22 protein-coding genes are annotated in these 23,874 nt (G+C 67.8%); 19 read left to right on the top strand and 3 right to left on the bottom strand.

Annotation, left to right across the window (positions count from 1 at the left end):
• The first annotated feature begins 2 nt into the window (after positions 1–2).
• From murF to nrdR, 18 genes are all read left to right on the top strand, one after another.
• Positions 3–1,502: a UDP-N-acetylmuramoyl-tripeptide--D-alanyl-D-alanine ligase gene (murF, locus tag AB6732_RS08055; protein ID WP_370959434.1), complete on the top strand. Its 1,500-nt coding sequence runs from the start codon at positions 3–5 to the stop codon at positions 1,500–1,502.
• On the top strand, positions 1,499–2,605 hold the full coding sequence (gene mraY / locus AB6732_RS08050; RefSeq protein ID WP_370959433.1) for a phospho-N-acetylmuramoyl-pentapeptide-transferase: 1,107 nt from the start codon (positions 1,499–1,501) through the stop codon (positions 2,603–2,605). Before murF ends, mraY begins: the two co-directional genes overlap by 4 nt.
• Positions 2,602–4,134 carry a UDP-N-acetylmuramoyl-L-alanine--D-glutamate ligase gene (gene murD, locus AB6732_RS08045; RefSeq protein WP_370959432.1) on the top strand — a complete coding sequence of 511 codons (1,533 nt, stop codon included), beginning with the start codon at positions 2,602–2,604 and terminating at the stop codon, positions 4,132–4,134. Before mraY ends, murD begins: the two co-directional genes overlap by 4 nt.
• Positions 4,135–4,137: 3 nt before the next feature.
• A complete protein-coding gene (ftsW, locus tag AB6732_RS08040) occupies positions 4,138–5,478 on the top strand; it encodes a putative lipid II flippase FtsW (RefSeq protein ID WP_370959431.1) in 1,341 nt (446 codons plus the stop codon).
• Entirely contained in the window at positions 5,475–6,578 is a 1,104-nt protein-coding gene (gene murG, locus AB6732_RS08035) for an undecaprenyldiphospho-muramoylpentapeptide beta-N-acetylglucosaminyltransferase (RefSeq protein ID WP_370959430.1), read from the top strand. The genes ftsW and murG overlap by 4 nt, the downstream gene beginning before the upstream one ends.
• Entirely contained in the window at positions 6,575–7,966 is a 1,392-nt protein-coding gene (gene murC / locus AB6732_RS08030; protein WP_370959429.1) for a UDP-N-acetylmuramate--L-alanine ligase, read from the top strand. The genes murG and murC overlap by 4 nt, the downstream gene beginning before the upstream one ends.
• Complete coding sequence (locus tag AB6732_RS08025; RefSeq protein WP_370959428.1) at positions 7,959–8,720, top strand: cell division protein FtsQ/DivIB; 762 nt, start codon at positions 7,959–7,961, stop codon at positions 8,718–8,720. The genes murC and AB6732_RS08025 overlap by 8 nt, the downstream gene beginning before the upstream one ends.
• Positions 8,721–8,888: 168 nt before the next feature.
• Positions 8,889–10,079, top strand: a complete 1,191-nt coding sequence (gene ftsZ / locus AB6732_RS08020) for a cell division protein FtsZ (protein WP_370959427.1) — start codon at positions 8,889–8,891, stop codon at positions 10,077–10,079.
• A gap of 86 nt (positions 10,080–10,165) precedes the next feature.
• Positions 10,166–10,861 carry a polyphenol oxidase family protein gene (locus AB6732_RS08015; RefSeq protein WP_370959426.1) on the top strand — a complete coding sequence of 232 codons (696 nt, stop codon included), beginning with the start codon at positions 10,166–10,168 and terminating at the stop codon, positions 10,859–10,861.
• The gene (locus tag AB6732_RS08010) at positions 10,858–11,607 is read left to right on the top strand and encodes a YggS family pyridoxal phosphate-dependent enzyme (RefSeq protein WP_370959425.1); all 750 of its coding nucleotides are present in this window, start codon (positions 10,858–10,860) and stop codon (positions 11,605–11,607) included. Before AB6732_RS08015 ends, AB6732_RS08010 begins: the two co-directional genes overlap by 4 nt.
• 85 nt (positions 11,608–11,692) lie before the next feature.
• Positions 11,693–12,235 carry a cell division protein SepF gene (locus AB6732_RS08005; RefSeq protein WP_066215450.1) on the top strand — a complete coding sequence of 181 codons (543 nt, stop codon included), beginning with the start codon at positions 11,693–11,695 and terminating at the stop codon, positions 12,233–12,235.
• Between the two features lie 54 nt (positions 12,236–12,289).
• Positions 12,290–12,577, top strand: coding sequence for a YggT family protein (locus AB6732_RS08000; RefSeq protein WP_278268861.1), 288 nt, complete (start codon positions 12,290–12,292; stop codon positions 12,575–12,577).
• Positions 12,578–12,739: 162 nt separating this feature from the next.
• The gene (locus AB6732_RS07995) at positions 12,740–13,390 is read left to right on the top strand and encodes a DivIVA domain-containing protein (protein ID WP_370959424.1); all 651 of its coding nucleotides are present in this window, start codon (positions 12,740–12,742) and stop codon (positions 13,388–13,390) included.
• 139 nt (positions 13,391–13,529) lie between these two features.
• On the top strand, positions 13,530–14,168 hold the full coding sequence (lspA, locus tag AB6732_RS07990; protein ID WP_370959423.1) for a signal peptidase II: 639 nt from the start codon (positions 13,530–13,532) through the stop codon (positions 14,166–14,168).
• Positions 14,165–15,124: an RluA family pseudouridine synthase gene (locus AB6732_RS07985; protein ID WP_370959422.1), complete on the top strand. Its 960-nt coding sequence runs from the start codon at positions 14,165–14,167 to the stop codon at positions 15,122–15,124. The genes lspA and AB6732_RS07985 overlap by 4 nt, the downstream gene beginning before the upstream one ends.
• 75 nt (positions 15,125–15,199) lie before the next feature.
• On the top strand, positions 15,200–18,754 hold the full coding sequence (gene dnaE, locus AB6732_RS07980) for a DNA polymerase III subunit alpha (protein WP_370959421.1): 3,555 nt from the start codon (positions 15,200–15,202) through the stop codon (positions 18,752–18,754).
• Positions 18,755–18,831: 77 nt separating this feature from the next.
• The gene (gene hisD, locus AB6732_RS07975; RefSeq protein ID WP_370959420.1) at positions 18,832–20,190 is read left to right on the top strand and encodes a histidinol dehydrogenase; all 1,359 of its coding nucleotides are present in this window, start codon (positions 18,832–18,834) and stop codon (positions 20,188–20,190) included.
• 98 nt (positions 20,191–20,288) lie between these two features.
• The gene (gene nrdR / locus AB6732_RS07970) at positions 20,289–20,738 is read left to right on the top strand and encodes a transcriptional regulator NrdR (RefSeq protein WP_370959419.1); all 450 of its coding nucleotides are present in this window, start codon (positions 20,289–20,291) and stop codon (positions 20,736–20,738) included.
• A gap of 171 nt (positions 20,739–20,909) precedes the next feature.
• Here the strand turns inward: nrdR and ppgK are convergent, their stop codons facing one another.
• Complete coding sequence (ppgK, locus tag AB6732_RS07965) at positions 20,910–21,674, bottom strand: polyphosphate--glucose phosphotransferase (protein WP_307498671.1); 765 nt, start codon at positions 21,672–21,674, stop codon at positions 20,910–20,912.
• Between the two features lie 85 nt (positions 21,675–21,759).
• Complete coding sequence (gene map, locus AB6732_RS07960) at positions 21,760–22,638, bottom strand: type I methionyl aminopeptidase (protein ID WP_370959418.1); 879 nt, start codon at positions 22,636–22,638, stop codon at positions 21,760–21,762.
• 41 nt (positions 22,639–22,679) lie between these two features.
• Here map and AB6732_RS07955 point away from each other — a divergent pair, with 41 nt between their 5' ends.
• Complete coding sequence (locus tag AB6732_RS07955; protein ID WP_139244683.1) at positions 22,680–22,844, top strand: SPOR domain-containing protein; 165 nt, start codon at positions 22,680–22,682, stop codon at positions 22,842–22,844.
• A gap of 25 nt (positions 22,845–22,869) precedes the next feature.
• Here the strand turns inward: AB6732_RS07955 and panB are convergent, their stop codons facing one another.
• Positions 22,870–23,754 carry a 3-methyl-2-oxobutanoate hydroxymethyltransferase gene (panB, locus tag AB6732_RS07950; protein WP_370959417.1) on the bottom strand — a complete coding sequence of 295 codons (885 nt, stop codon included), beginning with the start codon at positions 23,752–23,754 and terminating at the stop codon, positions 22,870–22,872.
• Positions 23,755–23,874: the final 120 nt, after the last annotated feature.

The following is a 23,874-nucleotide window of genomic DNA, read 5'->3' as shown; positions in this document are numbered from 1 at the left end:
AGATGATTGACTTCACAGCGGCTGAAATCGCCCAGATCACGGGCGGCGAACTGGCCGCCAATCCCCATCTGACCCCGGCATCCGTCGTCACCGACTCGCGGGAGGCGGGCCCCGGCTCGCTGTACGTGGCCAAGGCGGGTGAGCAGGCCGATGGACATGACTTCATCGCTTCCGCCTTCGCCTCCGGCGCCGTCCTGACGCTCGCCGAACGCCTCGTGGCGGACGAGAGCGGACTGCCGTACCCGAGCGTGATCGTCCCCGACGCGGTGCTCGCCATGGGCGCGCTGGCGGCGGCCGCCGTCGATCGCATCCGGCAGGCCCGGGCGCAGCGTGGCGACGCGTTCTCCGTGGTCGGCATCACCGGCTCCGCAGGCAAGACCACCACTAAGGACCTCCTGGCCGGCATCCTGTCCGTTCAGGGACCCACCGTGGCGCCGCAGGGCTCCTACAACGGTGAGGTGGGCGTTCCGCTCACCGTCTTCCAGGCCACCGCGGACACCCGCTATCTCGTGATCGAGATGGGCGCCACGGGCATCGGCCACATCGAATACCTGTGCGGCATGGTCCGCCCGGAGGTCGGCGTGGTTCTGTGTGTCGGCACAGCCCATGCCGGGGAATTCGGCGGGGTGGAGAACATCGCGATCGCCAAGGGTGAGCTCGCCGAGGCGATCCCCGCGGACGGCACGGTCATCCTCAACCTCGACGACGGTCGTGTCGCCGCCATGCGGGACCGCGCCGTCGCGCCGGTCCTCGGGTTCAGCGCGGACGGCTCTGCGGACGCCGGCGTGCGAGCGGAGAACCTCACCCTGGACGACGCCGGGCAGCCCGTCTTCGACGCGCACTTCCCGGACGGTTCCACCCACGCCGTCTCGTCGCAGCTCATCGGCCTGCACCACGTGAACAACCTCCTGGCCGCCGCGGCCGCAGCCTTCGCCCTGGGCGTCCGGCCGGAGGACATCGCCGCGTCGCTCAGCACCCAGAAGGCCTCGAGCCGCTGGCGGATGGAGCGCACCGAGCGCCCCGACGGCGTCACGGTGATCAACGACGCGTACAACGCCAACCCCGAATCGATGCGCGCCGCGCTGAAGACGCTCGCCCAGCTGGGCCGGGAGCGCCGGACGTGGGCCGTGCTCGGCGCCATGCTGGAACTCGGCGAGGACTCGATCCGCGAGCACACCGCCGTCGGAACCCAGGTGGTGCGCCTGAACATCGACCAGCTTCTGGTGGTCGGCCAGGAGGCGCGGGCGCTCTACATCTCCGCCATCAACGAAGGGTCGTGGGGGAGCGAAGCGCTCTTCGCCGCGGACCTCGACGAGGCCGAGGCGATCCTCGACGAGCAGCTGCTCCCGGGCGATCTGGTGCTCTTCAAATCATCGAATGGCGTTGGGCTGAGGCATCTGGGTGATCGGATAGCATTACGTGGACAGGCCACTTCCGCTGCGCCCGCGTCCGCCTCGACGCATGGACCGACGCTCGGCGGGGAAGGGAGCGAACAGCTGTGATTGCCCTGTTGACCGGCGCTGGAATGGCGCTCCTGTTGTCCCTGGTGGGGACCCCTGCCTTCATCCGTCTTCTCGTGAAGCGCGGCTACGGCCAGATCATCCGCGACGACGGACCCACGTCGCACCACACCAAGCGCGGCACCCCCACGATGGGCGGCGCCGTGTGGGTCTGCTCCGTGGTGCTGGCGTACTTCCTGACCCATCTGCTGATGTGGCTCATGAACCCGCACACGAGCGGTCCGACGGCATCCGGCCTGCTCCTGCTCGGCCTGACGGTGGGCATGGGCCTGGTCGGGTTCCTCGACGACTTCAAGAAGATCTCCAAACAGCAGAGCCTGGGGCTGACCGCCAAGGGCAAGCTCATTCTGCAAGGGGTGGTGGGCATCAGCTTCGCGCTGCTCGCCCTCGCTTTCCCGGACGAGAACGGCCTGACCCCGGCGTCCTACAACATCTCCCTCGTACGGGACATCCCGTGGCTGAACCTCGCGTTCGGCGGGACCGTGGTGGGCGCGGTGCTGTTCGTGATCTGGTCGAACTTCCTGGTCACCGCCGCGTCCAATGGTGTGAACCTGACGGACGGGCTCGACGGTCTGGCCTCGGGCGCCGCCATCATGGTCTTCGGCGCCTACATACTGATCGGCATCTGGCAGCGCAAGTACGCCTGCCCCGTGGTGGATCCCGGGGTGCCGTGCTACGAGGTGCGCGACCCGCTGGATCTGAGCATCCTGGCGGCCATCATGAGCGCCGCCCTGGTGGGCTTCCTCTGGTGGAACACCAAGCCGGCCAAGATCTTCATGGGTGACACGGGCTCCCTGGCCATCGGCGCCGCCGTCGCCGGCTTCGCCATCCTCACCCGCACCGAACTGTTGCTGGCCCTGATCGGCGGCCTGTTCGTGATCATCTCCCTCTCGGTCATCCTCCAGGTGGGCTACTTCAAGCTCAGCGGCGGCAAGCGCATCTTCAAGATGGCCCCGCTGCAGCACCACTTCGAGCTGAAGGGCTGGCAGGAGACCACGGTGGTGGTCCGGTTCTGGATCCTCGCCGGTCTCTTCGTGGGTCTGGGCCTGTGCGTGTTCTACGCGGATTGGCTGAGCGCCCCGTGACCGCCGCACAGAATCCAGCACTGGCCGAGCGCCTCGACTCGCTGCGCTCCTGGGACGCCGACTGGTCCGGGCTGCGCGTGGTGGTGACCGGAATCGGGGTCTCGGGTTTCGCGGCCGCGGACACGCTCATCGAACTCGGCGCCCAGGTGGTGGTGGTCGATTCGGCCACCTCGGACACCGCTCGGGCCCAGGCGGACACCCTCCGGATCGTCGGCGCGGTCGACGTGCTGCTCGGCCCGGATGCCGTGGAGCACCTGCCGCTCGTCAACGGCGAGCCGGCGGAACTCGTGGTGACTTCGCCCGGCTGGCGTCCGGATCAGGCCCTGCTGGCCGAAGCGGCACGCCGTCACGTGGCCGTCTGGGGCGACATCGAACTCGCCTGGCGCGTCTCGGTCCGTGAAGGCCGGAAGACGCCCGCGTGGGTCGCCATCACCGGCACCAACGGCAAGACCACCACAGTCGGCATGACCGAGTCCATCCTGCAGGCCGCCGGCCTCAAGGCCATCGCGGTCGGCAATGTCGGCACTCCCGTGCTGGACGCCCTGCGTGACCCGGTCGAGTACGACGTGTTCGCCGTCGAGCTCTCCAGCTTCCAGCTGCACTGGAGCGAGTCGCTCTCGCCGCTCGCGAGCGTCTGCCTCAATGTGGCCGAGGACCATGTGGACTGGCACGGCTCCTACGAGTCGTATCTGGCCGACAAGGCCAAGATCTACCGCAACACCAAGGTGGCCGCGGTCTACAACGCCGAGCAGCGGGAGACCGAGGCGATGGTGGAGGAGGCCGACGTCGTCGAGGGCTGCCGTGCGATCGCCTTCACCACCGGTTCGCCGGGGCTCAGCATGGTCGGTGTGGTCGAGGACCTTCTAGTGGACCGTGCCTTCATCGAGGAGCGCCGGAACTCTGCTCAGGAGCTGGCTTCGCTGGCCGATCTGGGTCCCGTGGCGCCGCGTCACATGGTGGCCAACGCCCTGGCGGCCGCCGCACTGGCCCGCGCGGCCGGTGTCTCCCCGGAAGCCGTCCGCAAGGGCCTGCAGGACTACCTGCCGGGTAGCCACCGTATTCAGGCCGTGGCGAAGCAGGACGGGATCCTCTGGATCAATGACTCCAAGGCCACCAATCCGCACGCCGCGGATGCCGCCTTGTCCTCGTTCAAGAACGTCATCTGGATCGCCGGCGGCCTGGCCAAGGGCGTCCAGTACGACGAACTCGTGCTGGCCCACCGCGACCGTCTCAAGGCCGTGGTGCTGATCGGCGCCGAAAGCCGCGAGCTCCGGGAGGCCCTGGCACGCCAGAGCCCGGACACCCCCGTCCTGGACACCCTGGAAGCATCCGCAGCCGACGACGGCGACTCCGCCATGCGCCGCGCCGTCACCATGGCGCGGGGCCAGGCGGCCTCGGGGGACACCGTGCTGCTGGCGCCCGCCGCAGCCTCCATGGATCAATTCGTTTCCTATGCCCACCGCGGCCAGGCCTTCATCGACGCGGTCCGTGACGTCGTTCTCGGTCAGGCGGGCGACACCGAGGAGTAGGCCGTGCAGAACACGCCTCAGCAAGCCACCGGGTGGTGGTCCCGCGCCCGGAACGGTCTGGACTCCTTGTTCCGACGGATCGAGGGCCGGGGCGCCGGCGCCGGCAATTCCGCGTATTACCTGATCCTCGGTTCGACCGTCGCGCTGACGGCGATCGGTGTCCTCATGGTGGTCTCGGCTTCCAGTGTGGAGTCGATCGCGGCGGGGGAGTCGCCTTACGCGAACGGCCTCAAACAGGGCGTCGTGGCGGTGCTCGGCTTCGTCGTGATGATGCTGATCTCACGCAGCAATGTGCGCTTCTGGCATCGCATCGCCTGGCCCGCGTATTTCCTGGCCGTGGCTCTTCTGCTGGCGCTCTTCGTGGTCGGCACGAAGGTGAACGGCAACCTGAACTGGATCAACGTCGGCGGGTTCTCTCTGCAGCCCTCGGAAGCGGCCAAGCTCGCCATGGCCGTGTGGCTGGCGCACGTGCTCTTCCGCAAGGAGAAGCTCCTCGATCAGTGGAAGCACGTGTACATCCCGGCGGTGATCTTCGGCGGGGTGATCGTCGGCATCGTCATGGTCCAGCACGACCTCGGCACGGCCCTGATCCTCATGTCCATCCTCTTCTCGGCGCTGTTCTTCGCCGGGGTGAACTACCGCATCCTGGGCGGCTTCGGGCTGCTCCTGATCGGACTCGCGGGCATGGCGGCCCTCACGAGCGGCAACCGCATGTGCCGTGTCACCACCTGGGTCACCGGTCAGGCGTGCAGCGACGACTACGACTCCGCCTACCAGAGCACCGGCGGCCTGTACGGTCTGGCCTCCGGCGGCCTCCTCGGCACGGGTCTCGGCCAGAGCCGTCAGAAGTACTCCTGGATCCCCGAAGCCCACAACGACTTCATCTTCGCCATCATCGGCGAGGAGCTGGGCCTCGTGGGCGCCGTCGTCGTCCTCGTCCTGTTCGCGGTGCTGGGCATCAACATCTACCGCGTGGTCATCCGCCAGGAGCAGCTGTTCCACCGGGTGCTCGGCGGCGCCATCATGGTGTGGATCCTGGGCCAGGCCACGGTGAACATGGCCATGGTGACCGGCCTGCTGCCGGTCATCGGCGTCCCCCTGCCGCTGATCTCGTACGGTGGTTCCGCGCTCCTGATGACCCTGATCGCGATCGGCGTCGTGCTGTCCCTCGCGAGGGACTCCGATCCGTCCCGCGCCGGGACCGACGGTGTGACCGGGAAGTCCGGCACGACCGGAAAGGGCCTGCGGCTCCCGGCCCGCCCGGGGAAGCCCAAGCCACGGACCACCAAGAAGACCACCACCGACCGCGCGTCCCGCACGCAGGAAAGAGCGTCCCGATCGTGAACACCCCGTCCTCCTTGTCCGTGGTCATCGCAGGAGGCGGCACCACGGGACACATCAGCCCGATGCTCGCCGTGGCGGACGCCCTCCGGGCACGTCTTCCGGAAGCCCAGGTGGTGGCGGTCGGGACGGCCAGCGGGATGGAGACCCGGCTGGTCCCGGAAGCCGGGTACGAACTGAAGACCATCGACCGTGTGCCGCTGCCCCGGAAGCCGTCGGCCGATCTGCTGCGTCTGCCGGGCCGTCTGCTCGGCGCCGTGAAGCAGGCACGTGGCATCCTGCGCGACGCGCAGGCGGATGTGCTGTTCGGCGTCGGCGGCTATGTGTGCACCCCGATGTACCTGGCCGCGCGGCAGCTGGGCATTCCCGTAGTGGTCCACGAAGCCAATGTGCGTCCGGGCCTGGCCAACAGGGTGGGCGCGATGTTCGCAGCCGCCACCGGAACCGCGTTCACCGAGACCCGCCTCAAGGGCTCCCGTCACGTCGGCATGCCGATGCGCCGTCAGATCGCCGAGCTCGACCGCGAGGCCTCGCGGACCGCGGCCCGCGAGGCGCTCGGCCTCGATCAGGACCGCCCCACGCTGATCGTGACCGGCGGGTCCTCGGGAGCGCAGAGCATCAACACCGTGATCGCCCGGAGCCTGCCGGCTCTGGCGGCGGCCGGGATCCAGACCCTGCATATCACCGGCCGGGGGAAGTCCGTCCTGGACCCCTCGGGCGCGCCGCTCGCCGCCGAAGGGTATCGGCAGGTGGAGTACGTGGACGGCATGGAGAACGTCTATGCGGCCGCTGATCTCCTGCTGTGCCGCAGCGGCGCCGGAACGGTGTGTGAGGTCTCGGCGGTCGGAGTCCCCGCGGTGTTCGTGCCGCTGCCGATTGGCAACGGCGAGCAGGCGCTCAATGCCGCGGGCCTCGTGTCCGCCGGGGGAGCGCTGTTGGTGAAGGACTCCGAACTGGACACCGCCTACCTGGAAGGAACGGTGATCCCGCTCGTGCTGGACGCGGAGGCGCTGCGGACCATGTCCGCGGTGGCGCGACGGCAGGGCATCCGCGATGCGGACGAACGCGTGACAGACATGATGGTGGAGGCAGCACGAGTATGAGTACCCCTGACCTGAGCTTTGCAGGCGATCCGGTGGAGCAGCCGGTGCATTTCATCGGCATCGGCGGTGTCGGCATGTCCGCCGTCGCCCGCATCATGGTGGCCCGCGACGTCGCCGTGTCCGGTTCGGACGCGAAGGACCTCCCCGTGATGCGGGACCTGGAGGCACAGGGCGCACGGATCGCCGTCGGCTATGACGCAGCGAACCTCGGCGACGCCCGCACCGTGGTGGCGGGCTCCGCCATCCGGGCCGACAATCCGGAGCTCGTGGCCGCGCGGGAGGCCGGGCTGCCCGTGCTGCACCGTTCGCAGGCGCTGGCCGCGCTCATGGGGCAGGACCGTGTGGTGACGGTCGCCGGGACGCATGGCAAGACCACCACCACCTCGATGATCACGGTCCTTCTCAAGGGCATCGGGCTGGACCCGAGCTACGCGATCGGCGCAGCGGTGCCGGCTCTCGGCGTCAACGCTGCGAGCGGCGTGGACGATGTGTTCGTGGCCGAAGCGGATGAGTCGGACGGCTCGTTCCTGAACTACGCGCCGCGCATCGCGGTGGTCACCAATGTCGAGGCGGACCACCTCGACCACTACGGAACGGCCGAGGCCGTGTACCAGGCCTTCGACGACTTCACGGCCCTGCTGCCCGCGGACGGCCTGCTGGTGGTCTGCGCGGACGACGACGGCGCCGCCGCCCTCGCGGACCGCGTCACCGCGCGGGGCAGCACCCGGGTCCTGCGCTACGGCGCGTCGGAACGGGCCGAGCTGCGCCTCCTCGGCACGGACCAGGACCCGTCCGTCCGGGTGGGCGAGCAGGAGCACCCGCTCGAGCTCGCGGTCCCCGGCCGGCACAACCAGCTGAACGCGCTGGCCGCTCTCGGCGTCGCGCTGGAGCTGGGCATCAACGCCGAGGACGCCTTGCACGCTCTGAACGGTTTCCGGGGCGCCGCGCGCCGCTTCGAGTTCAAGGGCGAGGCCCGTGGGGTCAAGGTCTACGACGACTACGCCCACCATCCCACCGAGGTCCGCGCGGCCCTGAGCGCCGCCCGGAGCGTCGCGGGGGAGCACCGCCTGCACGTCCTCTTCCAGCCGCACTTGTTCTCCCGCACCCGGGAGTTCGCGCAGGAGTTCGCGGACAGCCTGCGCCTGGCGGACACCGCCGTCGTGCTGGACATCTATCCCGCCCGGGAGGACCCCATCGAAGGCGTCACGAGCCGCCTGATCACCGACCCGCTGGGCACGGAGCCGAGTGCCGCCGGTGCCCCCGCCCTCGAGGCGCTGCTGGCGACGGCGCAGGCCGGCGACATCGTCCTGACCGTCGGCGCGGGCGATGTGACCGCCTACGGCGAGCAGATCCTCCAGGCACTGTCCGCGAAGGACTCCGATGGCTGAGCAGCGCACCGGAGGACCGGGGGAGGGCGTCGCCGACGTCCTCGCCTTCCCCGAACCGCCTCGTCTCCGGCGGCGCAGGAACCTCCTGCTCACGCTGGGCGCCGTGGTGGTCGTCGTCGCGCTCATCATGCTGGTGGCGGTCTACAGCCCCGTGCTCGCTCTCAAGGACGTGTCGGTCCGGGGGACCAAGATCGTGGGAGCGCAGCAGGTCCAGGAGAAGCTGAAGCCGCTGCAGGGCAAGCCGCTGCCTCAGATCAGCCACGATGACGTGGAGCGGCTCCTGCAGCCCGTGGTGCAGATCAAGTCCTGGGACATGCACTTCCGGCCGCCGAACACCCTGGTGATCGACGTCGTCGAACGGGCGCCCGTGGCGGTGCTCAAGAAGGCGGCCGGACTCAGCCTGGTGGACGCGGAGGGCACGCCGCTGGCCGCCGTCAAGGATCCTGGGGCCGCGAAGCTGCCTCTCGTGGACGGGACGGACAAGAAGATGTCGGCGGATGTTTTCGCCACGGTCACGTCGGTCCTGGGCACGCTTCCGCCCTCGGTGCTGGCGCTGCTGTCGGACGCCACCGCGTCCTCGGTCGATTCCGTCACCCTCAACCTGAAGGATGGCCGCAAGGTCATCTGGGGCAACGCGGAGGACATGGAGCTGAAGTCGAAGGTTCTCCAGGCGCTGCTCAAGATGCCGGAGGATCCTCAGAACCCGGTGCACACCTTCGATGTGAGCGCCCCGAGGCACCCGGTCACCAAGTGACTTCCCCGGCGGACTTGGGCGACACGCGCGCCGGGGTCATTGATTGTGGGCAGTGCAGCACATACCGTCAAAGACAGAGTTACTTGACATAACTATAACCCTCAACTAGAGGGTTAAGGTTTGGGTTGAGAGCAGACATCGTAAGAAACTACCCAAGGGGCACGTAACGTGGCAGCACCGCAGAATTACTTGGCCGTCATCAAGGTCGTCGGCATCGGCGGCGGTGGCGTGAATGCCGTCAACCGGATGATTGACGTTGGGCTGCGCGGTGTGGAATTCATCGCCATCAACACCGATGCCCAGGCGCTCCTGATGAGTGACGCGGACGTCAAGCTCGACGTCGGGCGCGAGCTCACCCGTGGCCTCGGCGCCGGCGCCAACCCCGATGTCGGACGCCAGGCCGCCGAGGACCACTCCGACGAGATCGAAGAGGTGCTCCGCGGTGCGGACATGGTCTTCGTGACCGCCGGCGAGGGCGGCGGCACCGGCACCGGTGGCGCTCCCGTGGTGGCGCGCATCGCCCGTTCGCTCGGCGCCCTGACCATCGGTGTGGTCACCCGTCCGTTCACCTTCGAGGGGAAGCGCCGTGCCACGAGCGCGGAGAACGGCATCGACGCGCTGCGCGACGAGGTCGACACCCTCATCGTCATCCCGAACGACCGCCTGCTGTCCATCAGCGACCGCAACGTGTCCGTCCTGGACGCCTTCCGCTCCGCGGACCAGGTGCTGCTCTCCGGTGTCCAGGGCATCACGGACCTCATCACCACCCCGGGTCTGATCAACCTCGACTTCGCCGACGTGAAGTCGGTCATGCAGGGCGCCGGTTCGGCCCTCATGGGCATCGGCTCGGCCCGCGGTGACGACCGTGCGGTCAAGGCCGCCGAGCTGGCCATCGCCTCGCCGCTGCTCGAGGCGTCGATCGACGGCGCGCACGGCGTGCTCCTCTCCATCCAGGGCGGCAGCGACCTCGGGCTGTTCGAGATCAACGAGGCCGCCCGTCTGGTCCAGGAGGTCGCGCACCCCGAGGCCAACATCATCTTCGGCGCCGTCATCGATGACGCCCTCGGTGACGAGGCCCGCGTCACGGTCATCGCGGCCGGCTTCGACGATGTCCAGGCGACCTCCCCTTCCCTGGAGAGCAAGCCCGCCGTGCCGGCTCAGGAGCCCGCTCCCACGCAGCCTGCCCAGCGTCCCGCGGCCGCGGCTCCCGCAGCCACCCCGGCCGCCGGCCTCAGCGCCTGGGGCCAGCGCTCCTCCAGCCCCGTGAAGGAGCCGGACTTCCAGGCCGAGCTGCCGACCGTCGTCGAGCCCGACCTCAGCAGCGGTGGCGAGCTGGACGTCCCGGACTTCCTCAAGTAGGCCGGTAAGACTGAACTGAGGACAGGGACCCGCAGGCCACCGGCTTGCGGGTCCCTGTCCATGAGGACCTGAGGAGAGGACCAGCGATGTTCGCCTGGCAGGCGGAACTGATCCCTGGCGTGCGCGGAGCGTTCACCAGCACGGAAGCCGGGAACCTGGCGTTCCACGTCGGCGACGACGCGGAAGCCGTGAGGGCGCACCGGGCGGCGCTCGAAGAGGCCCTCGGCGCGGGCCCCGTGCAGTATATGTCCCAGGTCCACGGCAAGGACGTGGCCGTGGTCGATGCCGTGAGCCGGGGGACTGAGGCGCCCGTGGCCGACGGTCTCGTCTCGCGTGGACTGCCGCTGGCCGTCATGGTCGCCGATTGCGTGCCCGTGCTCCTGGCCGGCGACGGCGACGGCGCACCCGTCCTGGCCGCGGTCCATGCCGGCCGTCCCGGCCTCGCCGCCGGCGTGGTTCCCGCTGCGCTGGAGGCCATGCGCCGCCTGGGAGCACGCGACATCAAGGCCTGGCTGGGCCCGAGCGTCTGCGGGCGCTGCTATGAGGTGCCCGCCGCGCTGCGGGACGAGGTCGCGGAGCTCGTGCCCGGCACGTTCGCCGAGACCAGCTGGGGGACTCCTGCCCTGGATCTGCCGGCCGGTGTGAGCGCGCAGCTCGCGGCCGAGGGCGTCCCCGTGCTGTACCGCGGGGCCTGCACGATGGAGAATGACACTCTGTACTCGCACCGGCGGGCCCCCGGCGAGGGACGCCTTGCGGGACTGATCTGGTGGGAGAACGCATGAACACCCAATCGCTCGACGGCGCGCCGCAGGATGAGCGGACCGCGGAGCTGGCTGCGCGGCTCGCGCGGGTTCATCAGCGCATCGAGGACGCCTCCCGACGAGCGGCCCGGGAGAAGCCCGAGTTGATCGTCGTGACGAAATTCCATCCTGCGGAGGATGTCCGGCGCCTGTACTCGCTGGGCGTGCGGGAGGTCGGCGAGAACCGGGACCAGGAGGCCTCGGCGAAGGCGTCGGAGCTGGTCGGTCTGGACGGGCTCAGCTGGCACTTCATCGGCCAGTTGCAGAGCAACAAGGCCCGGTCGGTGGTGCGGTACGCATCGGCGGTGCATTCCGTGGACCGTGAGTCCATCGCCACCGCCCTCTCGCGCGCCGTGCTGGCGGAGCGGGAGAGCGGCGGCCGCTCCGACCTCGATGTCCTGCTACAGGTCAACCTTGACCCGGCCGCCGAGGAGCAGACCCGGCGCGGCGGAGCCCTTCCGGCGAGCCTGCCGGCCCTGGCGGACCACGTGGCCTCGCTGGAGGGCCTGCGCTTGCGTGGTCTCATGGCCGTCGCCCCGCTCGGGGCGGACCCGAGGCCGGCCTTCGAATGGCTCCACCGGCTCTCCGGTGAGCTGCGGGCGGCCCACCCGGAGGCGACGCTCCTCTCCGCGGGCATGAGCCACGATCTGGAGGACGCCATCGCCTGTGGCGCGACACACCTGAGGATTGGCACAGATGTCCTCGGTCCGCGTCCTCCGATGGGGTAGCGTCAAAGAGACGGGGAGTCCGGGCTCTGTTGCCCATCAAGGATTCCAGTGCCGGCCACGCAGATACTAGGAACGGAGTCGATCCATGGCCAGCTTCATGCAGAAGACCATGCTTTATCTCGGCCTCACGGACGCGGATGAGCATCTCGATGCCGAGCACGCCAAGTTGCCTTCGCGTCCCGCAGAAGGATCCCAGCATCACGAGGCCGAGGAGCGTGAGGGCTCGCCGTTCGAAGAACGGCCCGCCGCGAAGCCGCAGGCAGTCCGGGAGGCGCCTGCCGAGACGGAGTACCGCGCGCCCGTCACACCCATCAAGCGTATCGCCCCCGTTCGAGACGAGCCAGCAGACTTGCGACAGATCACCACCATCCACCCCCGTTCCTACAACGACGCCAAGGTCATCGGCGAGAGCTTCCGTGATGGAATCCCCGTGATCATGAACGTCACCGACATGGGCGAGGCCGATGCCAAGCGCCTGGTGGATTTCTCCGCCGGTCTGGTGTTCGGCCTCCACGGCAGCATCGAGCGCGTCACCAGCAAGGTGTTCCTGCTCTCCCCGTCATTCGTGGAGGTGCTGGGCGAGGACAAGAAGTCCGAGACCCAGGCCAGCTTCTTCAACCAGAGCTGATCCCCTGAGCGGGTTCAGCGGACAGATGACCACACCAGACGGAGGGGCTGCTTGATGGGCCTGTTGTTCGCCCTGATCTACATCGCCTTCCTGCTGTTCATGGTCGCTCTGCTGGTCAGGCTTGTCATCGACTGGGTGCAGGTCTTCGCCCGGCACTGGCGGCCCCGCGGAGCGGCCCTCGTGGTGGCGAGCATCGTGTATTCGATCACAGACCCGCCATTGAAGTTCCTCCGGAGGCTCATTCCGCCTCTGAGGCTGGGTAATGTGTCCTTGGATCTCGCCTTCATCGTGCTGTTCATCGTGGTGAGCATCGCTATGGCAATATCCAGCAGTTTCGCGTAGTTTCAGATCAGTCCAGGCAACGTCCCCGGTGACCCCGGTGGCGTTCAGGTGGGTTGCGGCTTCAGTCCACATGGTGGACGATTCGAGCCGCGCGCCCACTTTAGGTAACGTAGTCGTCAGGGCCATTCGCTCTACGACGAAAAGAACCAATGAGGTGACCAGATGGCTTTGACGCCAGAAGACGTTGTCAACAAGCGCTTTCAGCCGACGAAGTTCCGTGAGGGATACGACCAGGATGAGGTCGATGACTTCCTTGACGAGATCGTCGTGGAGCTTCGCCGTCTGACCCAGGAGAATGAGGAGCTCCGCAAGGAGCTCGCCGCCAAGGGCGGGGACGTTGTCGTGGTGGAGTCCGTGACGGAGGAGACCGCTCCCGCCGCTGCTGTGGAGGAGGCTCCGAAGCAGGAGCCCGTGAAGGAGGAGGCGCCGAAGGCTGCCGCCGCCGTCGCGGAGCCCGCTCCCGTCACGTCCGCCATCCCGGCCTCCGCGGAGTCCGCGGCCGGCCTGCTCGCCATGGCGCAGCAGATGCACGACAAGCACGTCGCCGACGGTGCCGCTCAGCGTGACAAGATCATCGCTGAAGCCCAGATCGAGGCGAGCACCCTGGTCAACGATGCTCAGGAGAAGTCCCGTCAGGTGCTCGGTGTCCTGGAGCAGCAGCGCTCCGTCCTCGAGCGCAAGGTGGACCAGCTGCGTGGCTTCGAGCGCGACTACCGCAGCCGCCTGAAGACCTACATCGAGGGTCAGCTCCGCGACCTCGAATCCCGTGGGTCCGTGGCCGCTGAGAACAGCGAACAGGGCTCCGAGAGCTGATTTCGCACGGCATTCAGGCCGGTGACCGGATTTCCGGTCACCGGCCTTGCCGTGTCTCGACCGGGTGGATGACTCCGCCCGTGACCGGGTCCGCACGGGACCCGGCGTGAACGTGTGAACCCCCGAGGATGTGACCCCCATGAGCACCAGGCCCGACGAGCCCAGGCCCGAGGAGCAGCGACCGGAGCCCGCGGACCGCGATGCGGCTCCGGCGGTGACAGGAGAACCCGGTGACGGCCGGACCCGCGCCGGCGTGCGCAAAGCCGTGATCGGCTTGTTCGCCGCGGCGGCCGTCTTCGCCTACGCCCTGGACCAGCTGAGCAAGTTCTGGGTCAGCACCACCATGGAGGAGGGCGAGCGGATCGCCGTCCTGCCTCCCGTTCTGCACTGGTACTACATCCGGAACTCCGGGGCCGCGTTCTCCATCGGGGAGAACTTCACCTGGGTGTTCACGATCATCATGGCCTGCGTCTCGATCGCCGTGCTGGTGTTCATCCGCCGGGTGGGGTCGCTCTGGTGGGGCCTCGCTCTCGGATTCCTGCTGGGCGGCGCCCTGGGGAACCTCACGGACCGGCTCTTCCGGCCGCCGTCCTTCGGCATGGGTCACGTGGTGGACTTCATCCAGCTGCCCAACTTCGCGATCTTCAACATCGCGGACTCGGCCGTCGTGTGCGCCGTGTCGATCATCGTGATCCTGACGCTGCGCGGCATCGGGGCGGACGGCCGCAGACTGTCTTCGGCCAAGAGCGACGATGACGCCGAAGGGGACCGCTCGTGAGTGACGCGCCGGGAACCGGACCGTCGACGGCGGGGGAGCAGTCCGTCGTCGTGCCGGAGGAGTATGCAGGCAAAAGGGTCGACGCCGCGCTGGCAGCGCTGCTGGACCTCTCCCGATCGGCGGCCGCCCAGGCCGTGGCCGAGGGACGAGTGAGCGTGGACGGCGCCCTCCCGGCGAAGTCCCTGAAGCTGTCCGCCGGACAGACCGTGGTCGTGCGGCCCTCTGAGAAGCGTGACCCGCTGGAAGTGGTGGTGGAGAAAGTGGATGGACTGGACATCCTGCTGGATGACGAGGACTTCGTGGTCGTGGACAAGCCCGTGGGCGTGGCCGCGCACCCGTCGCCGGGCTGGGTGGGGCCGACCGTCGTCGGCGGCCTGGCGGGCGCCGGCTACCGGATCTCGACCTCGGGTGCTCCGGAGCGCGCCGGGATCGTGCACCGTCTCGACGTCGGGACGAGCGGGGTCATGGTGGTCGCCAAGACCGAGCACGCCTACACGCTGCTCAAGCGGGCGTTCAAGGAGCGGACGGTGGACAAGGTCTACCACACGGTAGTCCAGGGTCTGCCGGATCCCTTGAAGGGCACGATCGACGCCCCCATCGGCCGCCACCCCGGCCACGATTGGCGTTTCGCAGTGATCGAGGACGGCCGTCCGTCGGTCACGCATTACGAGGTGCTGGAAGCGTTCGGTCGCGCCAGCCTGCTGGAAGTGCACCTGGAGACGGGGCGCACCCACCAGATCCGCGTGCATTTCTCGGCGCTCCGGCACCCCTGCGCCGGGGATCTGACGTATGGTGCGGACCCCCGCCTCGCGGCCGATCTCGGGCTTACGCGCCAGTGGCTGCACGCCAAGGAGCTGAGCTTCGATCACCCGCGAACGGGCGAACGGGTCACGGTGTCCAGCGAGTATCCGCAGGACCTGGCCTACGCGCTGGAGCGGCTCCGCGACGGACTCTGATCGGACTCTGATCCGACTCTGATCCGGCGGGCGTCGTGCCACGCACCAGCGGGGCTCGGCGCGTAGGATGGATGGGTGGCAAATCAGGATTCCTTCGTCCATCTGCACACTCACACCGAATACTCCATGCTGGACGGTGCGGCCAAGCTGGGGGAGCTCTTCGCCGAGACCAATCGGCTGGAGATGCCCGCCCTGGCCATCACGGACCACGGCTATCTTTTCGGTGCCCACGACTTCTGGAAGAAGGCCAAGGACGCCGGCGTGAAGCCGATCATCGGCGTCGAGGCGTACGTGGCCCCCGGGACGCACCGCACCGACAAGAGCAGGGTGCGCTGGGGCGATGAGAGCCAGCGGAGCGACGACGTCTCCGGTGGTGGCGCGTACACCCACATGACGCTGCTGAGCTACAACAACACTGGCATGCGGAACTTGTTCCGGGCGTCCTCGATCGCCTCGCTGGATTCCGTGTTCGGCAAGTGGCCGCGCCTGGACCGCGAGCTGCTCAACACCTATGCCGAGGGCCTGATCGCCACCACGGGCTGCCCCTCGGGCGAGGTCCAGACGCGTCTGCGGCTGGGCCAGTACCGGGAGGCCCTCGAGGCCGCCGCCGAATTCCGGGACATCTTCGGCAAGGAGAACTACTACTGCGAGCTCATGGACCACGGGCTGTCCATCGAGACCAGGATCCGTGAGGACCTCCTGCGGCTCGCGAAGGACCTGGACCTTCCGCTCGTCGCGACGAACGACCTCCACTACACGCACCAGCACGACGCCAAGGCGCACGAGGCGCTGCTGGCCATCCAGTCCGGCTCCACGCTACTGGAACCGAGCTACGACGAGGGCGGCTCGCGCTTCGCCTTCTCCGGCACCGGCTACTACCTGAAGTCGCCCCGCGAGATGCGGGAGCTGTTCCGCGACCTGCCCGATGCCTGTGACAACACCCTCGTCATCGCCGAGCGCTGCGAAGTGGGCTTCGAGCACAACAACTACATGCCGAAGTTCCCGTGTCCGCCCGGCGAGAACGAGGACTCCTGGCTCGTGAAGGAAGTGGAGAAGGGCCTCCACTACCGGTACCCCAAGGGCATCCCGGACGACGTCCGCAAGCAGGCGGAGTACGAGCTCGGCATCATCACCAGCATGGGCTTCCCCGGCTACTTCCTCGTGGTGGCCGACTTCATCAACTGGGCCAAGGACCACGGGATCCGGGTGGGTCCGGGCCGTGGCTCCGGCGCCGGTTCCATGGTGGCGTACGCCCTGCGCATCACGGACCTCGATCCGCTGCGCCACGGCCTGATCTTCGAACGCTTCCTGAACCCGGACCGCGTCTCGATGCCCGACTTCGACGTCGACTTCGATGATCGCCGCCGTCCGGAGGTCATCGAGTACGTGACCCGGAAGTACGGCGATGAGCGTGTCTCCATGATCGTCACCTACGGCACCATCAAGACGAAGCAGGCGCTGAAGGACTCCTCGCGCGTGCTCGGGTACCCCTTCAGCATGGGTGAGACCCTGACCAAGGCGCTGCCGCCGGCGGTCATGGCCAAGGACATCCCGCTCAAGGACATCGAGGACCCAAAGGCCAAGCGGTACAGCGAGGCCGGGGACTTCCGGGAACTGCTGAAGACGGATCCGGAGGCCGCGAAGGTCTTCGAGACGGCACTCGGCCTCGAAGGCCTGAAGCGGCAATGGGGCGTGCACGCCGCCGGCGTGATCATGTCCTCGGACCCGATCATCGACGTCGTGCCCATCATGCGCCGCATCCAGGACGGCCAGGTCATCACGCAGTTCGATTACCCCACGTGTGAGGGCCTCGGCCTGATCAAGATGGACTTCCTGGGTCTGCGAAATCTGACGATCATCTCGGACGCCATCGAGAACATCAAGCTCAACCGGGGCATCGACCTGGACCTGGAGAAGCTGGAGCTGGATGACCAGGCCTCCTACGAGCTCCTGGCCCGCGGTGACACCCTCGGCGTCTTCCAGCTCGACGGCGGGCCCATGCGGTCCCTGCTCAAGCTCATGAAGCCTGACAACTTCGAAGACATCTCCGCCGTGCTGGCGCTGTACCGTCCGGGCCCCATGGGCGCCAACGCCCACACTGATTACGCGCTCCGCAAGAACGGCCTCCAGCCGGTCATCCCGATCCACCCGGAACTCGAGGAGCCTCTCAAGGACATCCTCGGCGGCACCTTCGGCCTGATCGTGTATCAGGAGCAAGTCATGGCCGTGGCTCAGAAGCTCGCGGGCTACTCGCTCGGACAGGCAGACATCCTCCGCCGCGCCATGGGCAAGAAAAAGAAGGAGGAACTGGACAAGCAGTTCGCCGGCTTCCAGCAGGGCATGCTGGACAACGGTTACTCGGCCGAGGCCGTCAAGACGCTCTGGGACATCCTGCTGCCCTTCTCCGACTACGCCTTCAACAAGGCGCACTCCGCCGCATACGGCGTGGTCTCCTACTGGACCGCTTATCTCAAGGCCCACTACGCGCCGGAGTACATGGCGGCGCTGCTCACCAGCGTGGGCGATGACAAGGACAAGTCCGCCGTCTACCTCAACGAGTGCCGCCACATGGGCATCACGGTGCTTCCGCCGGACGTCAATGAGTCCGCCCTGACCTTCACCCCGGTGGGCAACGACATCCGTTTCGGGATGGGCGCCATCCGGAACGTCGGCGCCAACGTGGTCAACGCGATGGTGGAGACCCGCAAGGAGAAGGGCGCGTTCACCTCGTTCTCGGACTTCCTGCAGAAGGTCCCGGCCGTGGTCTGCAACAAGCGCACCATCGAATCCCTCATCAAGGCGGGCGCCTTCGACTCGATGCCGGGCAACCGCCGCTCGCTCGTCATGATCCATGAAGAGGCCATCGACTCGGTCATCACGCTCAAGCGCAATGAGGCCAACAACCAGTTCGACCTGTTCAGTGCCCTGGATGACGCTTCGCCCGATGCCGGGCTGACCGTGGAGATCCCGGATCTGCCCGAGTGGGAGAAGAAGGACAAGCTGAGCTTCGAGCGTGACATGCTCGGCCTCTACGTCTCGGATCACCCCTTGCAGGGCATGGAGACGGCGCTGAGCGGCCTCGCGGACACGTCGGTGGCCAGTGTGATGAGCGACGACGGCCCGCCCGACGGCGCGATCGTCACCATCGCGGGCATGATCACCTCGCTCAGCCGTCGCGTGGCCAAGTCCAGCGGCAATGCCTATGCCCGAGCCGAGATCGAGGATCTGGGCGGCTCGATCGAGACCATGTTCTTCGGCCAGGTGTATGGCCCCATCGCCACGATCCTCGCGGAGGACCTCATCGTGGTCGTGAAGGGCCGTGTGCAGCGGCGCGACGACGGTTCGGTCACCCTGAACTGCATGGAGCTGAGCGTGCCTGATCTCAGCCAGGCGGAGGGCAACGGCCAGCTGATCATCAGTCTGCCGACCCATAAGGCCACCGAGGAACTGGTCGGACGCCTGGGGGAGGTGCTGCGGAGTCACAGCGGCCGCGCCGAGGTGCGGCTCAAGCTGCAGGGCACCCGCAGCATCGAGCTGATGCGGCTGGGCCGGAACTTCGCCGTGGATCCGAATCCTTCCCTGTACGCCGACCTGAAGGTCCTGCTGGGGCCGGCCTGCCTCGACGCTTAGCCGGGCCCCGCGGGGCGTGGCGCCCGTGTGACGCGGGCGCTTTCGGTCACCGACTCCAGGATCGATAAACTGGAGCGGTGACTGACACCCGTGACGCATCCCTGGACCGAGCCGACTTCTTCCGCACCGTGGACTTGCGGGGCAAGCATCTGAACCGGACGGAACTCAAGGCCGCGGTGCCCCGGGTGCATGAGGGGTCGAACCGGCAGGCCGAAGAGGCCGTGCGGGGCATCATCGCCGAGGTCCGCGAGGGCGGACACCAGGCACTGCGTGACTTGGCTCTGCGGTTCGACGGCGTCGCTCTGGACAGCGTGCGGGTTCCCCGCGAGGCGCTCCGGGATGCCCTCGCCGGGCTCGACGCCGGAGTGCGCGCCGCCCTGGAGGAGTCCATCGACCGCGCCCGGCGCTTCGCCGAGGCCCAGCGCCCGGCGGACGTGGAGACGGTCCTGGCGGAGGGCGCCGTCGTGCGTCAGCGCTGGATCCCGGTCAACCGCGTCGGCCTGTACGTGCCGGGTGGTCTCGCGCCGCTGGCCAGCTCCGTCATCATGAACGTGGTCCCGGCCCTCGCTGCCGGTGTGGAGTCGGTGGCTCTTGCCTCGCCGCCGCAGAAGGACTTCGGAGGCCTGCCGCACCCCACGATCCTCGCCGCCGCGGAACTGCTCGGTGTGGAGGAGGTCTATGCGATCGGCGGCGCCCAGGCGATCGTCTCCTTCGCCTACGGCGTCCCGGCGGACGGACAGGAAGAGGCGTTGGAGGCCGTGGACCTGGTGACCGGGCCCGGTAATGTCTTCGTGGCCACCGCCAAGAAGCTTGTCCGGGGTGTGGTGGGGATCGACTCCGAGGCAGGTCCCACCGAGATCGCGGTTCTGGCCGACGAGACGGCCCAGCCGGCTCTCGTGGCCGCGGACCTGATCAGCCAGGCCGAGCACGATCCGCGGGCCTCGAGTGTCCTGGTCACGTCGTCGGTGGACCTGGCCGACGCGGTCCGGGAGGAGCTGCTGCGCCAGGCCCGCACGGCCCGGCATTCCGAGCGGATCCTGACAGCCCTCTCCGGACCTCAGTCCGGCGTGGTGCTGGTCGACGGCCTCGACCAGGGGATCGCCGTGGCGGACGCCTATGCCGCCGAGCACCTGGAGATCATGACGGCGGACGCTCCGGCGGTTGCGGCGCGGATCCGCAATGCGGGCGCCATCTTCGTGGGCGACTACTCGCCGGTGAGCCTGGGGGACTACTGCGCGGGTTCCAACCACGTCCTGCCCACCTCCGGCACGGCGCTGTTCTCCTCCGGCCTGAACGTCACCACGTTCCTCCGTGCCGTCCAGGAGATCGAGTACTCGCGCCAGGGCCTGTCCGAGGTCCGCACGCACATCGAGGAACTCGCCGAGGCGGAGAACCTTCCGTCGCACGGCGAAGCGGTGTCGATCCGCTTCCGCTGAGCGCGCGACAAGACCTATGACCACAACATGTGGTAATTACATCCTTGTATTTTTACAACATGTGGTTCTAAACTGACTTCAGCCATAGAGGAGGCGTAGTGTACTGTCCGTTTTGCCGTAACGCCGACTCCCGGGTGGTGGACAGCCGGGTCACCGAGGACGGCTCGTCGATCAGGCGCCGCCGCCAGTGCACCAATTGCTCCCGGCGCTTCACCACGGTGGAAACCACGAGCCTCTCGGTGCTGAAGCGGTCCGGAGTGGCCGAACCGTTCAGCCGCAGCAAGGTCATCAATGGCGCGCGCAAGGCGTGCCAGGGGCGACCGGTCACCGAGGACGATCTGGCCGTTCTGGCACAGGAGGTCGAGGAGACCGTCCGTGCGAGCGGCGCGGCCGAGATCAAAGCCCACGAAGTGGGACTGGCGATCCTGGAGCCGCTCCGGCGGCTGGACGAGGTCGCCTACCTGCGCTTCGCGAGCGTCTACCAGGACTTCGATTCGCTGGATGACTTCGAGAAGGCGATCGCACGGCTCAGGGCGCAGGAGGACTGAGCCCACACAAGGACTGAGCTCACACAAGGACTTGGCCCCGAACTGAACCCCCAAGAGGAGGGGCCGCAGAGCTCCCGGTGCCGGCGGAGGGGAAGCCGCCCGCACCGGGCACCAACGGAGAGGGCCTGTCAGCCAGTGGCTGACAGGCCCTCTCCGTTCACGCTGTGGGGTTCACTTCACAAGCTTGTGATGCTGCGCCACCTGGAGCGCCGCACCGACGATGCCGGCCTCGTTCTTGAGCTTGGCCGGGATGATCGGGGTGCGCAGGTCGAGGCGGGGGAGGTACTCGTCCGCCCGCTTGGAGATGCCGCCGCCCACGATGAACAGTTCCGGGGAGAAGAGCATCTCGACGTGGCTGAAGTAGCGCTGCAGCTTGACCGAGTACTCCTCCCAGCTCAGGCCGTCACGCTCACGGGCGACGGCGGACGCCTTGGACTCGGCGTCGAAACCGTCCAGTTCCAGATGGCCGAGCTCGGCGTTCGGGACCAGCTTGCCGTCGAAGATGAAGGCCGAGCCGATGCCGGTGCCCAGGGTGATCACGAGGACCGTGCCGTCCACATCCTCGCCCGCGCCGTAGCGGACTTCGGCGAGACCGGCGGCGTCGGCGTCGTTGATCACCTCGACCGGGCGGTTCAGACGCTCAGAGAGCAGGGCATTGATGTCCACGCCGATCCACGACTTGTCCACGTTCGCGGCCAGACGGCAGACGCCGTGCTGGATGATCCCGGGGAAGGTGACGCCCACGGGAGCCTTGACGTCCGGAGCGTCCTCGCGGGAGCAGAGTTCATCCACGATCTGCGCGACGACCTCGGAGACGGCCTCGGGAGTCGCGGGCTGCGGTGTGGGGATGCGGAAACGCTCGCCCACGAGCTTGCCGCTCTTCAGATTGACGATCCCACCTTTGATCCCGGTGCCGCCGATGTCGACGCCGATCATGGCCGGGTGCTTCTTGCCGGTGTTCTCGTTCTTGCTCACGCTGATCCTTCGGTGCTGCGGACGGTTGCAGGGGGCAGGCAGGCGCCTACGGCACTGTGAGAATCTCAGCGCCGGTATCGGTCACCACCAGGGTGTGCTCAAATTGCGCGGTCCGTTTGCGGTCCCGGGTCAATACGGTCCAGTCGTCCGGCCACATATCCCACTCGATGGTGCCGAGCGTGAGCATGGGTTCAATCGTAAACGTCATGCCAGGCTCGATCACAGTGTTGTACGCCGGTGCGGCGTCGTAGTGCGGAATTATTAAGCCCGTGTGGAACGCCTCGCCCACACCGTGGCCGGTGAAGTCCCGGACCACCCCGTACCCGAAGCGCTTGGCGTAGGACTGGATCGTGCGGCCGATGACGTTGATCTCCCGTCCGGGGGCCACGGCCTTGATGGCGCGGCGCAGGCTCTCCTCGGTGCGTTCGACCAGGAGACGGGACTCCTCATCGACGTCGCCGACCAGGAAGGTGTAGTTGGTGTCGCCGTGCACGCCGTGGATGTAGGCGGTGATGTCGATGTTGAGGATGTCCCCGTCCTCGACCACGGTGGAGTCGGGGATGCCGTGGCAGATGACCTCGTTGAGCGAGGAGCAGAGGGACTTGGGGAAGCCACGGTACCCGAGCGTCGAGGGGTAGGCGCCGTGGTCCAGGAGGAACTCGTGTCCGACGGCGTCGAGCTCGTCCGTGGTCACGCCGGGCGTGATGTGCTTGCCCACCTCCACGATGGCCTGGGCCGCGATCTTGCTGGCGATGCGCATCTTCTCGATGGTCTCCGGCGACTTGACGGCGCTGCCGGTGAACTTGGCGGGTGCCGGCCGGTCCACATATTCGGGCCGCTCGATGTTCGGCGGCACAGGACGACGTGGGCTCACGATTCCGGGGGTGAGCTTTCCCAGAGGTGCGGTTTCAGCTACTGGTGGCATACGTTTGATAGTAGTCGTCACTCACAAGGAGGAATGGAATCATGCCGCAGTACTGGTACAACATGGTCACCCACCAGGTGGAGGAGGACGCCATGAGCGATTGGAGCCAGCTCCTCGGCCCCTACGACACGCGCGAAGAGGCCGAGAACGCTCCCCAGAGCGTGCAGCGGCACAACGAAGCCTGGGAAAAGGGCGACGAGGACTGAGTGTCCTCAGGCGTCCTCAGACGCCTCAGAAGGAGTGTTCCGGGCCGGGGAAGGACCCGTCCCGGACCTCCTCGCCGAAGGTCCGTGCCCCTTCCAGGAGGTCCTGCCGGATCCGGGCGTATTGCTTGACGAAGCGGGCCATGCGGCCACCGCGCAGACCCATGGCGTCCTGCCAGACCAGGACTTGGCCCGTGGTCACGTTGCCGGCGCCGATGCCGACGGTCGGGATCGTGAGCGCCGCATCCACCTGGGCCGCTGTGTCGGCCGGGACCATCTCCATCAGCACGGCGAAGGCGCCCGCCTCCTGAAGGGCCAGTGCGTCCTCCACGAGCCGTGCGGCGTCGTCGCCCCGGCCCTGCACCCGGTACCCGCCCAGCGCATGCTCGCTCTGCGGGGTGAAGCCGATGTGGCCCATGACCGGGATGCCGGCCTGGACCATGGCGCGCACGGTGTCCGCGTAATAGGCGCCGCCTTCCATCTTCACTGCGTGGGCCAGGCCCTCCTTCAGGAACCGGACCCCGGTGGTGACGGCCTGCGCGATCGAGGCCTCGTAGGAGCCGAACGGCAGATCCGCGAGCACCAGCGATCGCTTGGCGGCCCGCGCGACGGCGCGGCACAGCGGCAGCAGTTCGTCCACGGTCACCGGGAGGCTGGTCTCATTGCCGAAAACGTTGTTCGACGCGGAGTCACCGATCAGCAGCACTTCGATGCCCGCCTCGTCGAAGATCTCCGCCGTGTACTGCTCATACGCGGTCAGCATGGCGAAATGACGGCCCTCCGCTTTGGCAGCCTGCAGGTGGTGCAGCCGCACCCGCCCGGTCGGAGCGGACGACGACGCCGCGGGGCCGCTGCCGTACGGGGCGCTCGTCTCGCCCGGGGTGCTGGAGCTGGCGGATTCACTGTGCGTCATGTCTCCGAGCTTAATGCTGAACCGTCAGGGGCGCCGAATTCCGGGACGCCATGGGAATGACGGCCCACAGAGCCCCTGGCCTGGGTAGAGTTGCATGCAGCACAGTACAGCCCCGGCCGG

It is taken from the genome of Arthrobacter sp. RCC_34, from assembly GCF_041360795.1.
Lineage (GTDB): Bacteria > Actinomycetota > Actinomycetes > Actinomycetales > Micrococcaceae > Arthrobacter_E.
The sequence above is the reverse complement of the archived record's forward strand: the minus strand, read 5'-3'. Positions and strand labels throughout refer to the sequence as shown.